At 72.0% G+C, this 22,198-nt stretch carries 21 protein-coding genes and 1 riboswitch; of the genes, 8 read left to right on the top strand and 13 right to left on the bottom strand.

Annotated elements, in window-relative coordinates; genetic code table 11:
* The first annotated feature begins 186 nt into the window (after nt 1–186).
* Both ABZ860_RS05855 and mmuM read left to right on the top strand, forming a co-directional pair.
* The gene (locus ABZ860_RS05855; protein WP_357215640.1) at nt 187–654 is read left to right on the top strand and encodes a MerR family transcriptional regulator; all 468 of its coding nucleotides are present in this window, start codon (nt 187–189) and stop codon (nt 652–654) included.
* Nucleotides 655–805: 151 nt separating this feature from the next.
* Complete coding sequence (gene mmuM / locus ABZ860_RS05860) at nt 806–1,660, top strand: homocysteine S-methyltransferase (RefSeq protein ID WP_357215642.1); 855 nt, start codon at nt 806–808, stop codon at nt 1,658–1,660.
* Between the two features lie 270 nt (nt 1,661–1,930).
* Here the strand turns inward: mmuM and ABZ860_RS05865 are convergent, their stop codons facing one another.
* Both ABZ860_RS05865 and ABZ860_RS05870 read right to left on the bottom strand, forming a co-directional pair.
* The gene (locus tag ABZ860_RS05865) at nt 1,931–3,469 is read right to left on the bottom strand and encodes an MDR family MFS transporter (RefSeq protein ID WP_357215644.1); all 1,539 of its coding nucleotides are present in this window, start codon (nt 3,467–3,469) and stop codon (nt 1,931–1,933) included.
* 237 nt (nt 3,470–3,706) lie between these two features.
* Entirely contained in the window at nt 3,707–4,405 is a 699-nt protein-coding gene (locus ABZ860_RS05870; protein ID WP_357215647.1) for a lysophospholipid acyltransferase family protein, read from the bottom strand.
* Nucleotides 4,406–4,524: 119 nt separating this feature from the next.
* On the opposite strand from ABZ860_RS05870, the gene ABZ860_RS05875 reads away from it, so the two are divergent.
* Both ABZ860_RS05875 and ABZ860_RS05880 read left to right on the top strand, forming a co-directional pair.
* Entirely contained in the window at nt 4,525–5,289 is a 765-nt protein-coding gene (locus ABZ860_RS05875) for an alpha/beta fold hydrolase (protein WP_357215649.1), read from the top strand.
* A gap of 12 nt (nt 5,290–5,301) precedes the next feature.
* Nucleotides 5,302–5,796 (top strand): hypothetical protein, encoded by a 495-nt coding sequence (locus tag ABZ860_RS05880; protein ID WP_357215652.1) that lies wholly within the window; start codon nt 5,302–5,304, stop codon nt 5,794–5,796.
* A gap of 89 nt (nt 5,797–5,885) precedes the next feature.
* Here ABZ860_RS05880 and ABZ860_RS05885 read toward each other — a convergent pair whose 3' ends face one another.
* The 7 genes from ABZ860_RS05885 to ABZ860_RS05915 form a co-directional block, all read right to left on the bottom strand.
* Nucleotides 5,886–7,085, bottom strand: a complete 1,200-nt coding sequence (locus ABZ860_RS05885; RefSeq protein WP_357215655.1) for a hypothetical protein — start codon at nt 7,083–7,085, stop codon at nt 5,886–5,888.
* 140 nt (nt 7,086–7,225) lie between these two features.
* The gene (locus tag ABZ860_RS05890; RefSeq protein ID WP_357215658.1) at nt 7,226–7,993 is read right to left on the bottom strand and encodes an endonuclease/exonuclease/phosphatase family protein; all 768 of its coding nucleotides are present in this window, start codon (nt 7,991–7,993) and stop codon (nt 7,226–7,228) included.
* Complete coding sequence (locus ABZ860_RS05895) at nt 7,971–8,915, bottom strand: ROK family glucokinase (protein WP_357215661.1); 945 nt, start codon at nt 8,913–8,915, stop codon at nt 7,971–7,973. The genes ABZ860_RS05890 and ABZ860_RS05895 overlap by 23 nt, the downstream gene beginning before the upstream one ends.
* Before the next feature lie 143 nt (nt 8,916–9,058).
* Nucleotides 9,059–9,505 carry a DUF5304 family protein gene (locus ABZ860_RS05900; RefSeq protein WP_357215664.1) on the bottom strand — a complete coding sequence of 149 codons (447 nt, stop codon included), beginning with the start codon at nt 9,503–9,505 and terminating at the stop codon, nt 9,059–9,061.
* A complete protein-coding gene (locus tag ABZ860_RS05905; RefSeq protein ID WP_357215666.1) occupies nt 9,502–10,662 on the bottom strand; it encodes an ArsA family ATPase in 1,161 nt (386 codons plus the stop codon). The genes ABZ860_RS05900 and ABZ860_RS05905 overlap by 4 nt, the downstream gene beginning before the upstream one ends.
* Nucleotides 10,659–11,096, bottom strand: a complete 438-nt coding sequence (locus tag ABZ860_RS05910; protein WP_357215668.1) for an SRPBCC family protein — start codon at nt 11,094–11,096, stop codon at nt 10,659–10,661. The genes ABZ860_RS05905 and ABZ860_RS05910 overlap by 4 nt, the downstream gene beginning before the upstream one ends.
* Before the next feature lie 14 nt (nt 11,097–11,110).
* A complete protein-coding gene (locus ABZ860_RS05915) occupies nt 11,111–11,878 on the bottom strand; it encodes a metallophosphoesterase (protein ID WP_357215671.1) in 768 nt (255 codons plus the stop codon).
* Nucleotides 11,879–12,141: 263 nt separating this feature from the next.
* Here ABZ860_RS05915 and ABZ860_RS05920 point away from each other — a divergent pair, with 263 nt between their 5' ends.
* The 4 genes from ABZ860_RS05920 to ABZ860_RS05935 all read left to right on the top strand — a co-directional run bounded on the left by ABZ860_RS05920 (nt 12,142) and on the right by ABZ860_RS05935 (nt 17,791).
* Nucleotides 12,142–13,941 (top strand): AMP-dependent synthetase/ligase, encoded by a 1,800-nt coding sequence (locus tag ABZ860_RS05920; protein WP_357215674.1) that lies wholly within the window; start codon nt 12,142–12,144, stop codon nt 13,939–13,941.
* A gap of 329 nt (nt 13,942–14,270) precedes the next feature.
* Nucleotides 14,271–15,125 (top strand): SAM-dependent methyltransferase, encoded by an 855-nt coding sequence (locus ABZ860_RS05925; protein WP_357215677.1) that lies wholly within the window; start codon nt 14,271–14,273, stop codon nt 15,123–15,125.
* Nucleotides 15,126–15,379: 254 nt separating this feature from the next.
* Nucleotides 15,380–16,279 carry a manganese catalase family protein gene (locus ABZ860_RS05930; RefSeq protein WP_357215679.1) on the top strand — a complete coding sequence of 300 codons (900 nt, stop codon included), beginning with the start codon at nt 15,380–15,382 and terminating at the stop codon, nt 16,277–16,279.
* A gap of 225 nt (nt 16,280–16,504) precedes the next feature.
* Nucleotides 16,505–17,791, top strand: a complete 1,287-nt coding sequence (locus tag ABZ860_RS05935; RefSeq protein ID WP_357215681.1) for an Nramp family divalent metal transporter — start codon at nt 16,505–16,507, stop codon at nt 17,789–17,791.
* 12 nt (nt 17,792–17,803) lie between these two features.
* On the opposite strand, the gene ABZ860_RS05940 is transcribed toward ABZ860_RS05935, so the two are convergent.
* From ABZ860_RS05940 to ABZ860_RS05955, 4 genes are all read right to left on the bottom strand, one after another.
* Entirely contained in the window at nt 17,804–18,913 is a 1,110-nt protein-coding gene (locus ABZ860_RS05940; protein ID WP_357215684.1) for a glycosyltransferase family 4 protein, read from the bottom strand.
* A 99-nt stretch (nt 18,914–19,012) separates the two neighbouring features.
* A complete protein-coding gene (locus ABZ860_RS05945; protein ID WP_357215687.1) occupies nt 19,013–19,927 on the bottom strand; it encodes a hypothetical protein in 915 nt (304 codons plus the stop codon).
* A 125-nt stretch (nt 19,928–20,052) separates the two neighbouring features.
* Entirely contained in the window at nt 20,053–20,622 is a 570-nt protein-coding gene (locus ABZ860_RS05950) for a C40 family peptidase (protein ID WP_357215689.1), read from the bottom strand.
* 74 nt (nt 20,623–20,696) lie between these two features.
* A riboswitch (cyclic di-AMP (ydaO/yuaA leader) is annotated at nt 20,697–20,851 on the bottom strand.
* A 315-nt stretch (nt 20,852–21,166) separates the two neighbouring features.
* The gene (locus ABZ860_RS05955) at nt 21,167–22,129 is read right to left on the bottom strand and encodes an NlpC/P60 family protein (protein ID WP_357215691.1); all 963 of its coding nucleotides are present in this window, start codon (nt 22,127–22,129) and stop codon (nt 21,167–21,169) included.
* Between the last annotated feature and the right edge of the window lie 69 nt (nt 22,130–22,198).

The following is a 22,198-nucleotide window of genomic DNA, read 5'->3' on the forward strand; positions in this document are numbered from 1 at the left end:
CGGGGTGGGTGCGGGACGCCGCGGCTCCCTCACCCCTCCCGTGTCGGGCCGATCGTCGCGTCCACCTGCGGGGACGGGAGACCGGCGGCGCAGCAACCGATTGATGAGCCCTTTCAGCCCCATGTGCCGCCAACGCGTGGGATCGCCGATCGGTTCCTCGCCCGGGGCGTCGCTAGGATTTAGAGCGTGCTCGAAGTCGATTCGCAGGCGATGCCCGAACCCGCCCACCCGGACCCGCAGGAGGGCATGAGCATCGCCGAGGCCGCCCGCCGCACCGGGGTCAGCGTGCACACGCTGCGCTACTACGAACGCGCCGGCCTGGTCGTCACTCCCGTCGGCCGCACCGCCGGCGGCCGGCGGCGTTACCGCCCGCTCGACCTCAAATGGATCGTCATCTGCACGAAGCTGCGGGCGACCGGCATGCCCATCAAGGCCATTCGCCGCTATGCCCAGCTCGTCTCCGCCGGGGCCGGCAACGAGCAGGAACGGCTCGCTCTCCTCGAAGCCCACCGTGCCGAGGTGGCCGCCAAGCTCGCCGAAGTCCAGGAGAACCTCAGACTCATCGACCACAAGATCGATGTCTATCGAGGCCGCCTCGCCGCCGGCGACGCCGACCGGCTGTGGGCGCCCCGCCGCCCGGCGAGTGCCCGCTGAGCGGGTCCCCGCACACGGCCCCGCCGCCGGTTCCCCCGCACACGGCCCCGCCGCCGGCTCGGCCCCGAACCGGCCAGAGGCACCGGAGCACTCGTCTCGCCGACCAGGCCACAACGCCCGTACCCTGCGCGAGCACGTAGTGTTGCCCGGTATGAACCCAATCGTCCTCGACGGTGGTCTCGCCACGCACCTGGAGACACTCGGCTGCGACCTGAGCGACGACCTGTGGTCGGCACGGTTGCTCGCCGACGATCCCGGCGTCATCCGTCAGGCGCACCTCGACTACTACGAAGCCGGGGCCGACGTCGCCACCACGGCGAGCTACCAGGCGAGCGTCCCCGGGTTCGTACGGCACGGCCTCACCCCCCCGAAGGCGCGCGAGCTCATCCGGCTGTCGGTGACGCTTGCCGTACAGGCGAGGGACGAGGCCGGGCACGGGCTCGTCGCCGCGAGCGTGGGGCCGTACGGCGCCTACCTGGCCAACGGCGCGGAGTACACCGGCGACTACGACCTGGACGAGGACGGCCTAACCGAGTGGCATCGGGAGCGGTTCGAGATCCTCGCCGACGCCGGGGCCGACCTGCTGGCGTGCGAGACGATCCCCTCGCACGCCGAGGCCCGTGCGCTCGCGAGGCTCCTGCGCGAGACGCCGTCCGTGCGGGCGTGGGTCACCTTCTCCTGCCGGGATGGCGAGCACGTCAGCGACGGGACGCCGTTCGAGGAGTGCGCGGCGATCTTCGCGGGCCTCCCCCAGGTGGTCGCCGTGGGCGTGAACTGCACCGCGCCGCGGTTCATACCCGACCTGATCAAGCACGGAGCCTCGATCGTCTACCCGAACTCCGGCGAGACGTGGGACGCCGCGAACCGGCGCTGGCTGGGTCTCGCCGATCCCGTCGAGTTCGGCAGGGCGGCGGCCGGGTGGGCCTCGCTCGGCGCCCGTTACGTGGGCGGCTGCTGCCGCACCACCCCGGCCCACATCCGCGAGATCCGCTCCCACCTCACCTGAGCTCCGCTCCGGGGGGCGGCGAGGCCGGCGTCGCGAGTTCGTCACCACCGGTCGCCGGCCTGACCTCGCGCAGGAGACCGCCGCGGCCCGGCCCTCACCCGGCCCTCACCCGGCAATGCTCCGCACCGGCTCGGCCCTTTCAACAAACGCGAGACCGCGCGTCTGTATAGGCGCGAGACCGCGCGCCACGCCGGCGGCGAGCCGCCCGGCCCCGGGCCGCACGCCGCCGACCACACCCCGCGGACTACACGCCGCCGACCAGACGCGGGGTCAGCCCATCGCGGCCGGGCCCTCGGTGCTCCGCGCGGCGAGCGGGATCTCCTTGAGGAAGAAGGCCACGACCAGCGCGAGGGCGACGAAGGGCAGGCTGGCGAGGAACACGTCGTCGATCGCATTGGTGAACGCCACCAGCACGTGCTCCTTGACCGGCTGCGGCAGGCGCTGGATCGCCTGCACGTTGTTGGCGTCCACGCGCCCCGGCGGCATCCTGCCGCCGAACTCGGTGGTCAGGTGGTGGGCGAGCCGGTTGGTGAGGACCGCACCCATGATCGCCGTGCCGATGGCGGCGCCCATCATCCGGAAGAACGTCGTCGAACTCGTCGCCACGCCCATGTCGCCGCGCTCCACCGCGTTCTGGATCGCCGTGACGATCGTCTGCATGGTGAACCCGAGCCCGGCGCCGAAGAGATAGGCGTAGACCGCCACCTGCCAGTACGGCGTGTCCACCTCGATCGTGGACAGCAGCCACATGGCCACCAGGAGGACGGCCCCGCCCAGGATCGGGAAGATCTTGTATCGGCCGGTCCTGCTCATGATCTGGCCGGAGGTGATCGACGTGGAGAAGATGCCGAGGACCGCCGGCAGCAGCGCCAGGCCAGACACGGTCGGCGACATGCCCTGGACGGCCTGGAGGTAGACCGGCAGGAAGATCATGCCGCCGAACATCGCCAGGCCCGCGAGGAAGCTGAAGCCGTTGCCGACACTGAAGATCTTGTTGCGGAACAGTCGCATCGGCAGGATCGGCTCGGCCGCCCGCAGTTCGACGAACACGAACAGCGCCGCCAGCGCCACGAATCCGGTCAGCAGGGCCAGCGAGCCGGGCGCGGTCCAGCCGAGTTCGCCGCCCGCCCAGTCGAGGTAGAGCAGGAAGCACGACACCCCGGCCACGATCAGCGCCGCGCCCAGGTAGTCGATGCGGTGACTGCGGCGGGTGAAGGGGATCCGCAGCGCCATCGAGGTCACGACGAGCGAGATCAGCCCGATCGGCAGGTTGATCCAGAAGATCCACCGCCAGCCGGGGCCGTCGGTGAAGAAACCGCCGAGCAGCGGTCCGGCGACGCTGGAGGTGCCCCAGACCGCGCCGAAGTAGCCCTGGTATCGGCCGCGCTCGCGCGGCGGGATGACGTCGCCGATGATGCTGAACGCCAGCGCCATCAGGCCGCCGCCGCCCAGGCCCTGGATCGCCCGGAACCCGATGAGCTGGCCGATGTTCTGGCTGAGCCCGGCCAGCACCGAGCCGAGCAGGAAGATGCCGATGGCGGCCTGGAAGATCGTCCGCCTGCCGTACAGGTCGGAGATCTTGCCCCACAGCGGGGTCGCCGCGGTCGAGGTGAGCAGGTAGGCGGTGACGACCCACGACAGCTTGTCGAGGCCGCCGAGTTCGCTGACGATGCGCGGCAGGGCCGTGCCGACGATGCTCTGGTCGAGGGCGGCCAGCAGCATTCCGGCCGCCACCCCGGACAGCACCACCAGGATCTGGCGGTGCGGCAGATAACCGGTGTCGGCCTGCTGCTCCTCGCGGACGCTCATGCGGGGCACCCGCGAGCGGCGTCTCGGGCAGCGGCCCCACCGGACGCGGCGGACCTGCTCGCCGGGGCCGTGGACGGGCCGTCCGGGCCGTCGTCCGCTCCGTCCCTCACGGCGCCGGGCTGGGCCCATGCGCGGTGCCTGCGTGCTGGCATGCTCCTACGCCTTCCATCCGAACGTGCCTGAACGTCCCAACGTGCGCGGCGGACACCGCCACGTTACCCGTCCGGTCCGGAAGTATTAGGAATTCTCGCGAGCTGCCCTGGTCGTTTCCGTCTTGGCCGCGGCGGCGTACTTGTCGACGTACTCCTGACCCGACAGCTCCATCAGCGCGTACATGATCTCGTCGGTGACCGCGCGCAGCACGAGGCGGTCGTTTTCCATGCCGTAGTAGCGGGAGAAGTCGAGCGGCTTGCCATACCGGACGCCGGGGCGGATGCCGAACTTGGGCAACGGCCGGCCGGGAGGCATCATCTCGAACGTGTTGACCATGGCCCACGGAATGACCGGCGCCCGGGACTCCAGCGCGAGCCGGGCCACGCCCGTCTTGCCCTTGTAGAGGCGGCCGTCCGGCGAGCGGGTTCCCTCGGGGTAGATGCCGAGCACCTGGTTCTCCCTGAGGATTCGCAGACCGGTGCGGAGCGCCGCCTCACTCGCCTTGCCGCCGGAACGGTCGATCGGGACGGTGCCGACGCCGGAGAAGAAAGCGCGGCTCACCACTCCTTTGAGCCCGCGGCCGGTGAAATATTCGGCCTTGCCCAGAGAAATCACCTTGCGCGGCAGGAATCCGGCCCCGAAGAAGTGGTCGGCGAACGACAGGTGGTTGCCGGCCAGGATGACCGGGCCCTCCTTAGGCACGTTTTCCACCCCTTCGGCCCAGGGGCGGAACACGAAGCGGAGGATCGGCCAGAGGATGGCCTTCACCACCCAGTAGAACACGCGGGCACCCCCTCGGCTCGGATGTGCAGTCATCTTCGCACGCCCAGCCCTCTCGCACTAACGGTGACCAACGTGCGAGTATCGGGCGGAACACGCCGCCGTTTCACGGAGGTCACCCAATGCCAGTGCTGCCCGGTGCGGAGCCGTACCACCACGAGGGCGGCGACATCGGCGTCCTGCTCTGTCACGGGTTCACCGGTTCGCCGCAGTCGCTGCGGCCGTGGGGGGAACACCTGGCTCAGGCGGGGCTGACGGTGTCCCTGCCGCGCCTGCCCGGACACGGGACGACGTGGCAGGAGATGAGCCGCACGCGCTGGGAGGACTGGTACGCCGAGCTGGACAAGGCGTTCGCCGACCTGCGCGGGCGGTGCGCGGAGGCGTTCGTGATGGGCCTGTCCCTCGGGGGCTGCATGGCGCTGCGCCTGGCCGAGGTCCACGGCGACGCCGTCGCGGGCGTCGTGGTGGTCAATCCGTCCGTGGTCAACGACGTGCCGCTGCTGCGGCTGGCCCCGGCGCTCAAGTACGTCGTACGCTCGATCCCTGGGGTGGCGGGCGACATCAAGAAGGAGGGCATGAGCGAGCTCGGCTATCCGCGCACGCCCGTCCGGGCCGCCGCCACGCTGCCCCGGCTGTGGAAGCTCGTCCAGTCCGACATCGCCAAGGTGACCCAGCCGGTGCTGGTGTTCCACAGCAGGAACGACCACGTGGTAAAGCCGGGGAGCGTCGCGTTCCTGCAGGCGAGAATGGGAAACAATCTGGAGGTCAGAGAGCTGGCGGACAGCTACCATGTCGCCACCCTCGACAACGACGCGCCTGTGATCTTCGAAGGGAGCCTGGAGTTCATCCGCTCCCACGCCTCGGTACCCTTGACGAAGGACTTGTGACCCGGGATCGACGTGACGCCGCAAAGTGACGAGGACGAGGTCTGGCGCCAGATCGTCGCCTCGTTCAACGAGACAGCCGAGGACGCCTCGGCCGAACAACCATGGCCTGACCGGGAGAACGTCTCCGAGGAGACCGACGCGGGCGACGGCGACGACGCCTCCGGCGGGGCTCCCGGCGGCAAGGCTCCCGGAGACGAGGTCCAGGACGACGACCGGACCGGCGAGGAACAGGCGCCCACCCCGGCCGGCGACGACGACCACGACCACTACATCCCGCCGCCCCCTCCACCGCTTCCGCAGGGCGACACCCTCAGCCGGCTCTCCTGGCTGGCGCTGTTCGGCGGCCCCGCCTATCTGCTCCTGGCCGCGCTGCTGGACTGGCCGATGGACGGCTGGATCGTGTTCGCCGCGGTGTCGGCGTTCATCGCGGGCTTCGTGATCCTGGTCGTGCGCATGGGCGACGGCCCGCCCGCCGACTCCGGCTGGGACGACGGCGCGGTCGTCTGACCCTCCGCGTCGCCTGACCCCCGGCGCTCGCCGGCGCGGTCGCCCGGCCGCACCCGCGCGCCCCGGCCGCTTTCGGCGTGCGGGGGTTCTCACTCGGCTTCGGAAGCCGCCTTCACCGTGTCGCCGTCGGCGGGAGGCGGGCCGAACCGCTCCACGAGGTCGGTGTAGCGGCCCTTGTCGTCCAGCGTGTGGCCGACCGCCACGGTGAGGTCGCCGACGTGCGCGACCGCCTGCAGCCGCACCATGCGGTCCTCGGCCGGCTCCGGGCCGCGCAGCGTGGTCCAGCGCGATCCGTCGTAGCGGAGCAGCAGGCCCTCCGCGTCGTGCCTCGGGTCGTATCCGGAGATCCAGAAGACGCCGTCGCCGTCGCCGGTGACGCCGTACAGTTCCGCGCGCCGCTCCGGCGGCGTCACCCGCTTCCAGTGCCTGCCGTCCCAGTCGAGGACCAGCGGGGCGATGTCGCCGTCGCTCTGGTAGACGCCGCCGACCGCGACCGCGCGCTTGCGGCCGTCCGCGTAGACGTCCCGCAGGAAGCCGCCCTTGATCTCCGGCAGGTCGGCTTGTTTCCACCCGCTCCCGGTCAGGCGCATGGCCAGGGGCCCGGAGCCGGAGTCGCCCACCGCCCAGCCGTCCGACCGGCCCGCGAGAGCCACGCCGTACATCGCGCCCGCGGGGCCCTGGCCGGTCTTCCAGGTCGTGCCCTTGCCGGAGCCGCCGCTGCTCAGCAGGAAGGCCTTGCCGTCCCTGCTGCCGACCGCGACCACCCGTCCGGACGAGGCGGCGACCCCGCCGAGCCAGTCCCCGGTGCGCAGTTGCGGCACGCCGAGGCGGTCGAACCCGTCGCGCGAGCCCTTCGCGACGTACGGCAGGCCGTCGTGGCCGTCGCCGACGGCCCAGATCTCGGTGGCGGAGGCGGCGGCGACCGACCGCAGGTGGCCGGCGCCGGTGGCGTCGCCCCGGATCGGCACCTCGCTCCAGGAGGAGCCGTCCCAGTGGGTGATGATTCCTTGGTTGCGCCAGAAGTCCCAGGCGTTCTGCTGGCCCACGGCCCAGACGTCCTTGGCCGACAGGCCGGCCACGTCGGACAGCGAGCCGTCGGGCCGGAGCCGTCCGGTGGAGGAGCCGGCGTCCTGGGCGACCTCGTCGCCCGACGGGCTGCGCTCCGCCTGGGCGCGGACGGTCCCTGCGTGCGCGTGCGCGACCGATGTGGCGCGCGGGAGGAGTCCGGCCAGCAGGCCGGCGGACAGCACACACAACGGCACCGCACGCCGTATGAGGCGGCGGGTCATGAAACGATCGTACGGGGGACCGGGCACTCCCCGTCACACAGGTCGCGAATCCGACTACCTAGAGACGCGGGGACGCGACCGTGCCGGCCGTTTCCGGGCGGCCGGAATCCGAGGCCGTCTCCCGGCCCACCGGCGGCGTCTCAGGCCCGGGCGGGCGGCCTGAAGGCGATCTCGGCGACGACCGGCCGGTGGTCGCTCGCGGCGGGCAGGTCCTCGGCAGGGACGTCCGCGCCGCCGTACGACACGACGGTCAGGCCCGGGCCCGCGAAGATCGCGTCGATCCGCACGCGGGGATCGCGGGCGGGGAAGGTCGCCCCCGCCCGCCCGTCGTCTCCGTCCGCTCCGATCGGCGGCGCAGCGCCCCGCACGGCGGTGAAGCAGTCCGTGTAGCGCCCGCCGAGAAGACGCCAGACCGGGGCACCGGGGACCTCGTTGAGATCCCCGGCGAGCACCGGCGCGGCCCCGAACTCCCGGGCCGCGCGCTCCAGGAGCGGGACGATCTGGGCGGCGTGGCTCAGGCGCGCCCCCGCCAGGAGGTCGAGGTGGGCCGAGCACACGGCGTACCTCTCGCGGTCCTTCTCCACCACGGCGAGCGCGATGGAGCGCCATTCGAGCCCGGCGAACCACCGCAGGCGGTGGCCACGGCCGCGCAGGAGCCGTACGGCGGGGGCGGTGAGCACGGCGGTCCCGCCCACGCGGCCTCCGGCGGCCACGGACAGGCCGGCCGCGCGGGCCAGCGCCCGCCGCTCCCGCCGCCAGCCGGGCAGGCGGGGCGCCTCCTGCAGGCACAGCACGTCGGGGCGCAGGGCCCGGATCACCCGGACCAGCGCCCTCCGGTCGTCCTTCAGTCCCCGGACGTTGTAGGTCGCGACCCGCAGCACGCCGTCAGCGGAGCCGGGCGAGGTCACCGGCGCCCACCAGCCCCGCCGCCGGGCCCATCTCGGCCACCCTGATCTCGGCGAGCGGGCGGTGGCCCCGGCCGGTCAGTCGCGCGGCGAACTCCTCGCGCACCCGGTCGACGAACAGGTCCGCCGCGCCGGAGACGCCGCCGCCGATGATGAAGCACCCGGGGTCGAGGACCGCGGCCATGTCGGCCAGCCCCTGGGCGAGCCATTGGGCGAGCGACTCGAAGGCGGCCAGCGCCGCCCGGTCGCCCTGGCGCGCCGCCTCGGTCACGTGCTCGCCCTGGATGCCCTCGGCCGAGCCGCCGCCGAGCCGCAGCAGGTGCGCGGCGCCCTCCGGGTCGGCCTGCGCGTTGTCCCTGGCGTCCATCAGCAGCGCGCTGCCGCTGGCGTACCTCTCCCAGCAGCCGCTGTTGCCGCAGCCGCAGGGACGGCCGCCCGGCACCGCCTGCATGTGGCCGAGCTCGGCGCCCATCCCCCACCGTCCGCGGTAGAGCTCGCCGCCGAACACGATGCCGCCGCCGATGCCCGTGCCCACGGTCACGCATACGACGTGGCTCTCGCCCCGGCCCGCGCCGAAGCGGTACTCGCCCCAGGCCATGGCGTTGGCGTCGTTCTCGACCACGACCGGCAGGCCGACCAGCTCGCCCACCTTCTCGCGCAGCGGCTCCTCGCGCCAGGCGAGGTTGGGGGCGAAGCGGATGATCGAGCGGGTCTCGTCGACGAAGCCCGCCGCGCCGATGCCGACGGCCTCGACCGAGTGCCGTGCCGCGAGCTCGGTCACCGCATCGGCGATCGTGAGCGCCATCTTCTCGGGGCTGCCCGCCGGGCTGTGCCGCAGGCCGCGCTCGATGATGGCGCCGTGCTCGTCGACGACACCATACGCGATCTTGGTACCGCCCACGTCCACGCCGATGGTCAGCGCCATGCCGTCTTCCTTCCGCCCGATCCGCTTCCGCCCGATCCGCGTTCGCCCGGGCCGTCACCCGCCCGAGCCATCACGCCGCGCCGATTGAAGCCGATCGAGCCGGGTTGTGGCAATCCCGCCGTCGCCCGCCCATAACCGGCCCGTCACCCCAGATCGATGTGCTCGACCTTCGTCTCGCCGGATCGCCGCTCCTCGGCCGGTCGCGCCCTGCCGCCCGCCTGGGGGCGCTGCAGGGCGTCGACCGCCTCCCGGAACGCCGCGAACAGCTCTCCGCCCGCCGCGATCAGGTGGCCGGTGACGTCGCCGCCGGCCTCGCGGCGTGCCGCGATGACCCGGCACACCGGGCAGGCCCGGCAGACGTACTCGTCGTGGTCCTCCGAGACGGCCTCGCTCCACACGTCGCCGCCGCGGCCGCTCGCGCCTGCGCCGCCGAAGGCGGATCCGAAGCCGCTCACGCCGCCCTTCACGAGCCCCTTGCCGAACTCCCGGCCCATCCGCCGTTGTACGGCGTCCAGCAGCTTCATCGCCTCCTCCGCCGCGGACCCGAGCGGGTCCTGGCGGCGCGGAGTGCTGTCGTTGGAATCCGTCATTTCGCCCCTCCTGCCTCGAACCGTACCCGGAGCCGGCCGTCCCGGAGCGCGGCCGAGGAGATCTCACGCCGGGCGAGGGCGGCGGGCAGGGCGATGACGCGCCGGTAGGACCCCGCGGTGACGATGATGTCGTCCCCCTTGCGGGCGAGGTCGAGGTCGTCGCGGTCGGCGAGCGGCAGGGACAGCGCCAGCTCGTCGGTGGTGAACCTCAGCGGCGGCTCGACGCCGGGGCGCGCGAAGGGATCCCGGTCTCCGTACATCCGCGCGGCGAGGTTCGAGAGGGCGGCGGTCCCGACCGGCTCCGCCGGAAGATAGGGGACGGTGAGGACGGGCAGCGGCGCGAACGACTCGTGCACCGTGGCGAGCTGCCTGGCCTGGGCCTCCACCCAGCCCAGCCGCCACTCGTCGGCGCCCTCGGCGGGGAAGACCCGGTTGGCGATCACCGCGTCGACGCGGTAGCCGTACAGGCTGAGTGAGGTGAGGGTGCGGCGGGCCTCGGCGACGACCACGGCCTCAGGGGTCAGCACGAGCCGCACGGACGCGTCGTCGCCGGTCAGCAGCGCGCGCACCTCCAGCAGGCCGCGGTGCAGCCGCTCCCCCGCCGAGACGACCTCGCCCTCGGGCACGCTCACCTTGGCGACGTGCCGGATGACCGGCGACAGCGCCCTGAGCATCCGCCTGCCCGTGGGGAGCAGGCGGTTGACGTGCCAGTCGAGCGCCTCCGGCAGGGCGAGCAGGCGCAGCGTCTCCGCCGTCGGCGCGCAGTCGACGACGATCACGTCCCAACGGCCGGTGCGGGCCTGCTCGCGCAGTTCGAGCAGCGCGAGGATCTCCTCGGCGCCGGGCAGCACGGTGATCTCCTCGGCGGTGACCTCGTCGAGACCGAGCTCCGCCAGCACGTTGCCGGCGTAGTCGCGTAACTCGCCCCAGTGCCGCTCGAGTGACTTCTGGGTGTCCACCTGCTGCAGGTGCAGGCCCGGCGCGGCCTCGACCGGCTCAGACGAGGGCGGCACGCCGAGCGCGTCGGCGAGCGAGTGCGCGGTGTCGGTGGAGACGACCAGCGTCTTGTTGCCCCGCTCGGCGGCGAGCGTGGCGGTCGCGGCGGCGGCCGTGGTCTTGCCGACCCCGCCCTTCCCGGTGAAGAGGAGGACCCTCATCGGCTCTCGACGCGCCGCTTGAGCCCCTTCAGCGCGGTGTCGACGATGACCTTCTCGGCCTTGCGCTTGATCATGCCGATCATCGGGACCTTCAGGTCCACGGCGAGGTCGTAGGTGACCTCGGTGCCGCCGCCGTCGTCGGCCAGGCGGTAGCTGCCGGTGAGGCCCGAGAGCATCTTCCCGGCCTCGACCATCCGCCAGCTCACGCCCGCGTCGTCGTCCCAGTCGTACCCGAGGACGTACTCGTCGCTGATCACGCCCGCGTCGAGGACGAAGCGGACCCGGGAGGCGCGGCCGTCCGCGCCCGTCTCCAGGACCTCGGCCTTCTTCACCTGGCCGGCCCACTCCGGATAGGCCGGGAAGTCGGCGATGACGGCCATGATTGTCGACCGGCCGGCGCCGATCGTGATGCTCGACGAAGTGCGATCAGCCATGCGCCAACCGTACTTCACCATTCCAGGGCGAAAGGCGTGCCACGGCCGCGGAAGTGGCCGACGTTGACGCATTCCGTGCGCCCGACACGGGTGCGGGTGACCAGCGGCTGGTGGACGTGGCCGAACAACGCGAAGCGCGGCTGCGTCCTCCTGATCGCCTCCAGTGTGGCCTCGCTCCCCCGTTCGAACCTCCGGGCCACCACGTCGTACAGGAGGTCGGGGATGGCGGGCGGGATGTGGCAGCACAGTACGTCCACCTCGCCGACCGCCTCGACCTTGCGCGCGTACTCCTCGTCGTCGATCTCGTAGGGCGTGCGGTACTTCGTGCGCAGGCCGCCGCCGACGAACCCGAAGGTCAGCCCGCCGATCTCGACCACCTCGCCGTCCAGGACCCGCTGCCCGGGCCGCAGATGGTCGGCCCACAGGCGCGGCAGGTCGACGTTGCCGTACGTGAGGTAGGCCGGCGTCGGCATGGCGGAGAAGATCTGCTCGTACTGGCGGCGGACCGCCGCCTCCATGACGTCGCGGGGGTCTCCGTCGAGGGAGGCCCACAGGCCGGCCGACAGCTGCCGGGCCTCGTCGAAGCGGCCCGCCGCGCGCAGGTCCACGTACTCGCTCGCTTTCTCCGCGCCGAACAGGTCGGGGAAGATGCCCTGCGAGTGGTCGGCGTAGTCGATGAACAGGAGCAGGTCTCCGAGACAGATCAGGGCGTCGGCCCCGTCGCCCGCGCGGGCGAGCGCGTCGGCCCGGCCATGGACGTCGCTGACGACGTGGATGCGCATGCGGACATGGTAACGGCCGCTTTACCTAGCATCCGCTTGGGTAACGGGAAGGTGTCGGGCCCGCCGCGCGGGGGACACTGATAGCGTCCATTTGTCCCTGGATAACGCCTGGGTGACGGACCTACCCATGCGTAACATCAAACGGTAGCGTCCGGTGAGACACGAAGAGTTATGCCCGCAACGAGACACGAAGAGTTATGCCCGCAACGCGGTCCCCGCCCTGCGCTCCGGGGATCGCGCGGCCGTGCGCGAAGGAGTGACCCGTGCGCGAGTTCAGCGTTCCCGTGCTGGTGGACGTGCCCCCGTCCGCGAACTGCACCGACGTGGTGTTCCAGCGCGGCGTGGACGAGCCGGACGCCGTCGTCATCCGCCGTAAGGAGGGCGAGGACCCGGCCGCGCCGTGGACGCCGGTCACCGCCGCGCAGTTCAGGGACCGGGTGGCGGCCGTCGCCAAGGGGCTGATCGCCGCCGGGATCGAGCCCGGCGACCGGGTCGGGCTGATGTCGCGCACCCGCTACGAGTGGACGGTCGCCGACTACGCCATCTGGGCGGCCGGCGCGGTCGGGGTGCCGATCTACGAGACCTCCTCCGCCGACCAGGTGAAGTGGATCCTCACCGACAGCGGCGCCAAGGCCGCCTTCGTGGAGACGGCCGCGCACGAGGAGACCGTCCGCGAGGCGGTGCCCGATCTGCCGCTGCTGTGGCGCATCGACGACGGCGGGTTCGCCGAGCTGGAGCGCCTCGGCGCGGACGTCACCAACGACACGCTCGCCGAGCGCAGGGCGAGCCAGGGTGGACGCGACCTCGCCACGATCATCTACACGTCCGGCACCACCGGCATGCCGAAGGGCTGCCGCCTGACCCACGACAATCTGCTGTTCACCGCGCGCAACGTCTCCCACGGGCCGCTGGAGACGCTGTTCGACGTGGAGGGCCGGGCCGCGCTGCTCTTCCTCCCCCTGGCGCACAGCTTCGCCCGGCTCATTCAGATCGTCCTGATCGAGACCGGCACGGTGCTGGCGCACAGCCCGAACATGAAGAACGTGGCCCCCGACCTGCGGGAGTTCAAGCCCACGTTCCTGCTGGGCGTGCCGCGCGTGTTCGAGAAGGTCTACAACGCCGCCGAGCAGAAGGCCAACGCGGAGGGCAAGGGCAAGATCTTCCACGCCGCCGTACGGGCCGCGATCGAGTGGAGCAAGGCCGAGAGCTCCGGCGGGGCCGGCCTCGGCGCCCGGCTCAAGCACGCGGCCTTCGACAAGCTCGTGTACGGCAAGCTGCGGGCGGCCACCGGCGGCGCGCTGACGGCGGCGGTCTCCGGCGGCTCGGCCCTCGGCGAGCGGCTCGGCCACTTCTTCCGCGGTGTGGGCATCGAGGTGTTCGAGGGCTGGGGGCTGACCGAGACCAGCGCGCCCTCGACCGTCAACATCCCGGGCGCCAACAAGATCGGCACGGTCGGCAAGCCGTTCCCCGGCGTGAGCATCCGCATCGCCGACGACGGCGAGATCCTGGTGAAGGGCCGCCACGTCTTCGACGGCTACTGGAACAACGAGCGGGCCACCAAGGAGGCGATCGACCCGGAGGGCTGGTTCCACACCGGGGACGTCGGCCGCCTCGACGAACACGGCTACCTGAGCATCACCGGCCGCAAGAAGGAGATCCTCGTCACCGCCGGCGGCAAGAACGTCGCGCCGGCGCCGCTCGAGGACGCCATCCGGGCGCACCGCCTGATCAGTCAGGTCATGGTCGTCGGTGACGGCAAGCCGTTCATCGGGGCGATCGTCACCCTCGACCACGAGGCGATGGAGCAGTGGAAGCAGGCCAACGGCCGCTCCGGCGCTTCCATGGCCGAGCTCTGCTCGGACCCGGACGTCGTCGCCGAGGTGCAGCAGGCCGTGGACGACGCCAACCGGATGGTCTCCAAGGCCGAGCAGATCAAGAAGTTCAGCATCCTCGACATCGAGCTGAGCGAGGAGACCGGCCACGTCACGCCGAAGCAGTCGATCAAGCGGCACGTCGTGGCCCGCGACTTCGCCAAGCAGATCGACGAGTTGTACGGCGGCTGACCGAGCGCGTCGGTCGTGGACGACACGGTGCGCACCGGTCGCGGACGACACGGGTGCGCCGAAACTTGTCGATGATTCTTGAAACTTTCGACCGTTTCGGCGCACCGCCCGGACGAAGCGAGGTGCGGGCGTGGAGACGGATCGGACAGCCCTGGGACGTGCGCCGATTGGGACGGCCGGATTGCCGCGATAGGCGCGGATCTTCTGTTCACCGGCCGTTGGCGACCTGCGGGGACGCCTTGTCGATCTGCGTGGACCGCCGAAAATGTCGCTGATGGACCGCAACGTTGCGCTCCATTTGGTTATGCTCCAGACGCATCCCATGATCGATGACTGGAGAAGAGCGGGCGATGGGCGACAGGGTCGGCAGCTGGAACTGGACGCACCGCGATCCCGACTACCTCCCGCCGGAGGTCGACACGACCAAGCCCAGCATCGCGCGGGTGTACGACGCGTTCCTGGGCGGCAAGGACAACTTCGCGGTGGACCGCGCGGTCGCGATGGAGGGCATGCGGCACTTCCCCGACCGCGGCGAGGGCGCCCGCAACAACCGCGCCATGCTGTTCCGCGGCGTGAAGTACATGGCCGAGCAGGGCATCGACCAGTTCCTCGACATCGGCTCGGGCCTGCCCACGATGGACAACACCCACTCGGTCGCGCAGCGGATCAACCCCGCCGCGAAGGTCGTCTACGTGGACAACGACCCCATCGTGCTGGCCCACGCGCGGGCGATCCTGCAGACCGACGAGCGCACCCGCGTGATCACGGCGGACATGCGCGAGCCCGAGGTGATCCTCAACCACCCCGAGGTGGAAGGCTTCCTCGACTTCTCCCGTCCTGTCGGCCTGCTGCTGGTGGCCGTGGTCCACCACCTCGCCGACGCGGAGGACCCGAACGGCCTGGTGGACGCGTACAAGGCGCGCCTGGCGCCGGGCAGCTACATGCAGCTCACCCACTTCTGCTCCTGCGCGCCCGAGATGCGCGAGCTGGAGGCGGTGCTGCTGCAGATGCTCGGCACCGGCCGCGCCCGGGACATGCCCGAGATCGCGCGGTTCTTCGACGGCCTCGACCTGGTCGAGCCCGGCGTGGTCCACGTGCCCGAGTGGCGTCCCGAGGAACCCGTCCGCTACCCCCTCGACCTCGGCGGCGTCTGCGTCGCCGGCGGCATCGGCCGCAAACCCTGACCCACTCCTTTCCTGGCCCGCACGCGCACGCCGGTGTGTCGCATATGCGGGAACAGCGGCTTCTTCGCGCCCAATCGCGGCGTAGGGCGGCACCTGTCCATCCATTGGATCCTTCGTTAGGTGTCGCTCCTGTGGTCCCGTTGCGGCACGTGTTGGGATTTATGCGTGACCCCCCACCACATGCACCAGCGGGGTCGCGCCCTTAGCCCGCGTAAGGCCTGCGGCTCCCTGTGGTTTCCTACGCAAGGAGTCATATGTTCCGGCACACCCGCCGCCTGCAGTTCGAGGCCAAGCCCGAAAAGCCCGACCCGGTGTACGCGCGCAAACTCCAGGAGCTCATCGGCGGCGCCTACGGCGAGATGACGGTCACGATGCAGTACCTGTTCCAGGGCTGGAACTGCCGCATGCCCGGCAAGTACAAAGACCTCATCATGGACATCGCGACCGAGGAGATCGGGCACGTCGAGATGATCGCCACGATGGTCGCCCGCCTCCTCGAAGGCGCGCCCTCCACCGCGGTCACGAAGATGGCCACCGCCGACCCCGTGCTCGGCGCGGTCCTGGGCGGGATGGATCCGCAGCAGGCCATCGTGTCCGGCGGCGGCCCCCTGCCCGCCGACAGCAACGGCTATCCCTGGAACGGCCGCTACATCGTCGCGAGCGGCAACCTGCTGGCGGACTTCCGGGCGAACGTCGCGGCCGAGGCGCACGGCAGGCTGCAGACCGCCCGGCTCTACCACATGACCGACGACCCGGGCGTGAAGAACATGCTCAAGTTCAACCTCGCCCGCGACACCCTGCACCAGAACCTGTGGCTGAAGGCGATCGAGGAGCTTCAGGCGGACGGCCTGGAGGACGTCGTCGTGCCCGACGCGCTGTTCGACGAGGAGTACGCCGAGCACGCGGAGACGATCTGGGACCTGTCCGACGGCACCGAGGGCCAGGCGGGCGGCTGGGCGAGCGGGCCGCAGCCCGACGGCCGCCACCAGTTCGCCTACCTCCTCAACCCGGAGCCGCTCGGGGACGCCGCCATGGCGCCGCCGCCCGACCCGAAGCTGTACGACACCTACGACGGCAGCATGGGCGAGCCCAAGAGCCCCGCCCTCGGCACCGAGGTGGGCCCCGTGGGCAAGCTCAAGGACAAGCTCACCTGACCGAGCTCCGTCGAGCCGTGAGCGAACGCGGAGGCCGCTCGCACACCGGCCTCCGCTCCTTCCACCGCACCACCTTTCCACCGCACCACGCTCAACCCACGGCACCTGACGTCCGCACGTGCCGTACCGCACCGGCGCGCCGCCCGCGCCACGCCGAGGCCGGCGGGGTGGGCCGCACGCCGGGTTCCTTGCCTGTGAGGCTTTCGTGTTCCCTGTGAGGCTCTCGTGCTCGACTCCCGCCGTCCCCTGAACGGGCGTGCGCCCGCCGTACACGCCGAGGGGCGGGCCGCGCCGGGCCGCCTGGCGCGGCTGGCCGGCCTGTGCGGTCCCGCCTTCGTCGTCTCCGTGGCGTACATCGATCCGGGCAACTTCGCGACCAACATGGCGGGCGGCGCCCAGTACGGGACGATGCTGCTGTGGGTGATCGCCCTCGCGAACGTGCTGGCCATGTTCGTGCAGGCGCTTTCCGCCAAGCTCGGCATCGCCACCGGCCGCAACCTGCCCGAACTGTGCCGCGACCACCTGCCGCGCCGGGTGAGCCTGCCGCTGTGGGTGCAGGCCGAGCTGGTCGCCGCCGCCACCGACCTGGCCGAGTTCATCGGCGGGGCGATCGCCCTGAACCTGCTGTTCGGCGTGCCGCTGCTGCCGGCCGCCGCCATCACGGCCGTCGTCTCCTCGCTGCTGCTCATGCTCGCGCCGCGCGGACGCCGCCGGTTCGAGGCGACCGTCGCGGCGATGCTCGGCGTGGTCCTGGCCGGATTCGCCTACCAGGTGCTGCTGTCGGGGTCCCTCGCGGGCGTGGCGGGCGGCTTCGTGCCCCGCCTGGCCGGGACCGACAGCCTGCTGCTGGCCACCGGGATCGTCGGGGCGACCGTCATGCCCCACGTCGTCTACCTGCACTCGGCCCTCACGCAGCATCAGGGCGCGGACGACGGGCCCGAGGAGGGCGGGCGCAGGCAGGACGTGCGCCGGGAGGCCGTGCGCGCCAGCCGGATGGACATCGTCGTCGCCCTCGGCACCGCCGGGCTGGTGAACATGGCGATGCTGACCGTGGCCGCCGCCACGTTCGGCGGCGGCGACCCCGGCAGCCTGCAGGCCATCCACGCCGGTCTCGGACAGGTCCTCGGCCCCGGGGCGGCCGTCGCGTTCGCGCTCGCGCTGCTCGCCTCCGGCCTGGCCTCCTCCAGCGTGGGCACCTACGCCGGGCAGGTGATCATGGCGGGGTTCCTGCGCCGCCGCGTGCCGCTTCTGGCACGACGGCTGGTCACGATCATCCCGGCCATGGCGGTCCTGGCCGCCGGGGTGGATCCCACGCGGGCGCTCGTGCTGAGCCAGGTCGCGCTGTCCTTCGGCATCCCGTTCGCCCTGGTCCCGCTCGTGGCGTTCACCGGCAACAGGAAGCTGATGGGCGACCTCGTCAACCGCCGCCTCACCACCGTCGCCGGAGTCGTCGTCGCCGCTGTGATCAGCGCGCTGAACGGCTTCCTCCTCGTGGAGGTGTTCAGCGGCTGAGGCGGCCGCACGTCACAGCAGTGCGGCGAACCGGGCCGCGACGAGGTCCCAGCGCCACTCCTCCTCGATCCAGGCCCGGCCCCGCTCGCCCATCGCGCGGGCGCGGGCCGGGTCGGCCAGCAGGTCGCACAGCGCGCCGGCCACCGCCGTGTGCGACATGCCGTCGACCACCAGTCCCGTCTCGCCGTGCCGTACGGCGTCGGGGGCGCCTCCGGAGGAGCCCGCGACCACCGGCAGCCCGGTGGCCGACGCCTCCAGGTAGACGATGCCGAGGCCCTCGACGTCGATCCCCCCGAACCGGCTGCGGCAGGGCATGGCGAACACGTCGCCCGCGTCGTAGTAGGCCGGGAGGGACGCCCAGGGGACGGACCCGGTGACGACCACCGAGCCGCGCAGGCCGGCCCGGGCGGCCGCCCGTTCCAGCGACCGCCGCAGGGGACCTCCGCCGACGAGGAGCAGGACCGCGCCGGGCACCCGCCGAAGGACGAGCGGCCACGCCCGCAGCAGCACGTCCTGGCCCTTGCGCGGCACCAGCCGGGAGACGCACACGACCACCGGCCGGTCGCCCAGGCCGAGGGACGCCCGGACCCGGTCGCCGCCCGCTCCCGGGTGGAAGACGGCGGTGTCCACGCCGGGCGCGAGCCGTACGAGCCTGGAGGCGGGGACGACCCGGGCGATCCGGCGGCGGGTGTACTCGCCGAGGTAGGTCACGACGTCGGCCCCCGCGCCGATGCGGCGCAGCAGGGCGCGCGCGCCCGGCAGGCGGGCCCACGACGCCTCGTGCCCGTGGGTGAGCATGACGATCCGGCCCGCGCCCGCGGCGCGCAGGACGGGAGCGAGCAGCCCCAGCGGCGCCGCCGCCCCGAAGACGACGGTGGCGCCGTCCTCGACCAGCGCCGCCGCCCTCCTCGCCACCGAGCGCGTCGGCAGCATCAGCGAGGAGGGATGCCGGACCACCTCGTACGGCTGGCGGGCGTCGAACTCCTCGCACCCCTTCCAGCGCGGGGCGTACACGATCACGGAGCCGGGCGGCCTGCGCGCGGCGAGGCCGTGCACGAACGCCTGGATCCCGCCCGGTCTGGGCGGGAAGTCGTTCGTGACGATCAGCGTCCGCTTCGTCATCCTCACCCCCGCTGCCGGCGTGGCCGCGCGGTCCGCCCGCGCCGCCCGAGAACGCATTGTCGCAGCCGCGGTCGCACCGTCGCCCCTGGGAGATCAGGATCAGGACCGGGCGAGCCGCTCGCGCGCGTACGAGCGCCATCCGCGGGTCAGGCCGTCCGCGGTCAGCCCGAGCACCTCCCGCAGGGCGGCGCCGATCTCCTCGCGCAGCGCCGCGCGGTAGAGGGCGACCAGCCTCCGCTCGCCGAACCGGGCGGCGATGTAGCGGCAGGCGAGCCACGCCTCCTCGTACGCCTGGGCGGGCCTGGCGACGAAGTCGGCGGGCCCCGGCAGGCCGTCCAGCGCGGCCCTCCCGGCCGCCACGTCAGCGGCCAGCTCGGCGGCGACCGTGCGGACCGGCAGTCCGCTGTCCAGGTAGCCCACGTAGTCGGCGAAGCCCTCCATGAGCCACATCGGCACCGCGCGGGGACCGGTGGTCGCGACGTGCGTCAGCTCATGGGTCACGACGACCAGTCGGCCGGTCGCCGACAGGCGGGCGAACGCGGCCGGCTGCACGATCACGCGGCCGCCGGTGGCGACGGCCGCCAGGCCGTCCACCTTCGCCGGCGCGGCCAGCACGGCGGCCTGCTCCTCGGTGCGCGGCACGAGGACCACCGCGCCACTGTGCCCGCCCCAGACCCTCGTCACCGTACGGCCCCCGCGATCGGCCAGCGCGGCGATGCCGGCGACCAGCGGCCGAGGCGACCCGACGACGACGGCACGCGCGCCGCGGGCGACGGAGGCGCCGGTCCACATGCCCGGATGCTCCCGCACGGCGGCGCGGGCATCCAGCCGCAGGGCAAGCAGCGGGTCGGGCGGAGCCGCGGCGGCGGGCCCGGTCAGCAGCACGGCCAGCGCGACGGCCGCGGCCGCGATCCTGCGGGGACGGCCCCCGCGGGGCCGATCGTCGGGCTGGCGCCGATGGGCCTCGGCGCGCACGCTCGGCACGCCCCCGGGCACGCCGCTCGTGACAGTCACGCCGAGCATGCTAGGTCCTGTCCGGCACTCCCCGACCAGCACATGCCATGGCCCCGCCCACCTCGGCGAGGTGGACGGGGCCGTGAGGAGGGCGCCGGTCGAGGGGGCTTGGTGACCGGTGCCCGTCAGACGCCGGGGCGGACGGCACCCACGAAGGTGCTCCTCCGGTAGGCGTCCAGCTTGTCGATCCTGACCCGCGTGCCGGTGTGCGGAGCGTGGATCATCTTGCCGTGCCCGACGTACATGCCGACGTGGCCGCCGCCGCTGGTGAAGATCAGGTCACCGGGCTTGAAGTCGCCCCAGGACACCTTCTTCCTGACCGCGCTGCGGATGGACCACGTCGTGCGCGGCAGCCGTACGCCCGCCTTGCGCCAGGCGTACTGGACCAGGCCCGAGCAGTCGAACGCGCCCGGTCCGGTGGCTCCGTAGCGGTAGGGATCGCCGATCTGCTTCTCGGCCGCCTTCACCGCGCGCTGGGCCTTCACCCGCTGGAGCGAGGCCCTGCTGATCTTCCGCTTGGCGGCGTGCTTCTTGGTCTGCTTCTTCGCGGCGGCCGTGCGGGCGGCGGTCTTCGCGCTCGTCGCAGTGCCCGTCTTCGTGGCCGTCTTCGTCGCTGTGGCCGTCTTGACGACCGTGACCGTCACCGTGTCGGCCGCCGCCGGTTGTGCTCCGGCGACCCCTACGGATGCCGTCAAAGCGGCACCACCAAGGGCAATTCGGGCAATACGGGACAGACTAGCGGGGGTGGTAGACAGGATCTCTCCTCGGGTCTTCCGCTCACGCCTACCGGGTTAGCTGACGGGTTCGGGCGGGGAAGTCGCCCTACGGCGCGCGATGCGCCGATTCACCCCGGACCTTCGCGTGAAGGTCGATGGTTCCCCGGCTCCGTGCCTCCTGACTGCACGGACTCGGCAGGCCACCGGCGCCTGGGGATCCCGCGAAGGGGAGGGTGATGGAGGACGCCGATGACGGTGGATGACTGCGCGCCCCGGCCGGCCGGACCGGGTGCGCCGCGGCGAGGCGTGCTCGCCGCGGCCCAGAAGCTACCGAGGACTCGCCGTGTTCGGCAAAGCCCTCCCGCCGGATAAAGATCGGATAACGAAGGCGGAGAAGAAGAAACCGCAGCTTACCCGTACCACGATCGGCTAAGTGTGACTCTGCTCACAATCTGGGCAACAACGGCTAAATGCGGTCACAAAAGTCACAGCTGGCGCAGGGATCACAGAGACCGCCGGACACTCAGGGGCGCACAGCTCCGATCGCGTGATACTCGGCGAGTGTGACAATCTTCACAACATCGCCGGTCTGCGGCGCGTGGACGACCTTGCCGTCGCCGGCGTAGATGCCGACGTGACCGTAACCGGCGTGCCAGAGAAGGTCGCCCGGCTGGAGCTCGTCCAGCGAGACCCTGCGGCTCGCACCCCAGGCCCACTGCTCGTAGCTGGTCCGGGGCAGCGTCACGCCCGCCGCCGCCCATGCGGCCTGCACGAGCCCCGAGCAGTCCCAGGAGTCCGGCCCGGTGCCCCCGTAGCGGTAGGGCTTGCCGACCTGCTTGTAGGCGAACTGGAGGGCCGACAGCGCGTTGCCGGACGCCGGACCGGTGTAGACGACGCCGGCGCTGTTGGGGTTGCCGGGGTTGTACGTCCCGAGCGAGCGCAGCAGCTTCATCTGCTCCCGGACGAGCTTGTCGACCTTCTCCTTCTCGTCGGCGAGCTCGCCCCTGACGTCGGTGGCCTCCCTGTAGACCGCCTTGCTCTGGTCGCGGCGGTCCTTGAGGTCCTTGATGGCGCCCTCGTACTCCCTGAGCCGCCCGGCCCGCTCGGCCGACATGTGGTTGAGCGTGGCGAGGCCGCTGAGCATGGCGTCGGGATCGGAGCTGTAGAAGACGCCTCCCCACGACCCCATCTCGCCGACCTGGTAGCTGCTGACGGCCATCGAGACCAGCCCGGAGCGCAGCGCCTCGACCCGGACGTTCTGCTTCTTGTAGTCGTCGTTGATCGCGAGGTACTTCTGCCTCGCCTTCTTCCACTTCTCGTTGGCCGCGTTGTAGCGGTCCACGAGCTTGTCGGCCTGCTCGTTGAGCTTGCTCAGCTTCGCCTTGGCCTGCGCGACAGTGGGCTTCGGATCCGCCTGCGCGCCCGTCACCGGCGTCAGCAGGACCACGGCGACCAGACCGGCGGCCGCCGGCACACGCCCTCGCACTGAGGCCCCCTTTAGATCAACGAAACCTGCGGCGCGACTCTATCTAGGCGATCTTGAAGCTTCAACCTA

It is taken from the genome of Microbispora sp. NPDC046973 (genome assembly GCF_040644495.1).
GTDB lineage: Bacteria > Actinomycetota > Actinomycetes > Streptosporangiales > Streptosporangiaceae > Microbispora.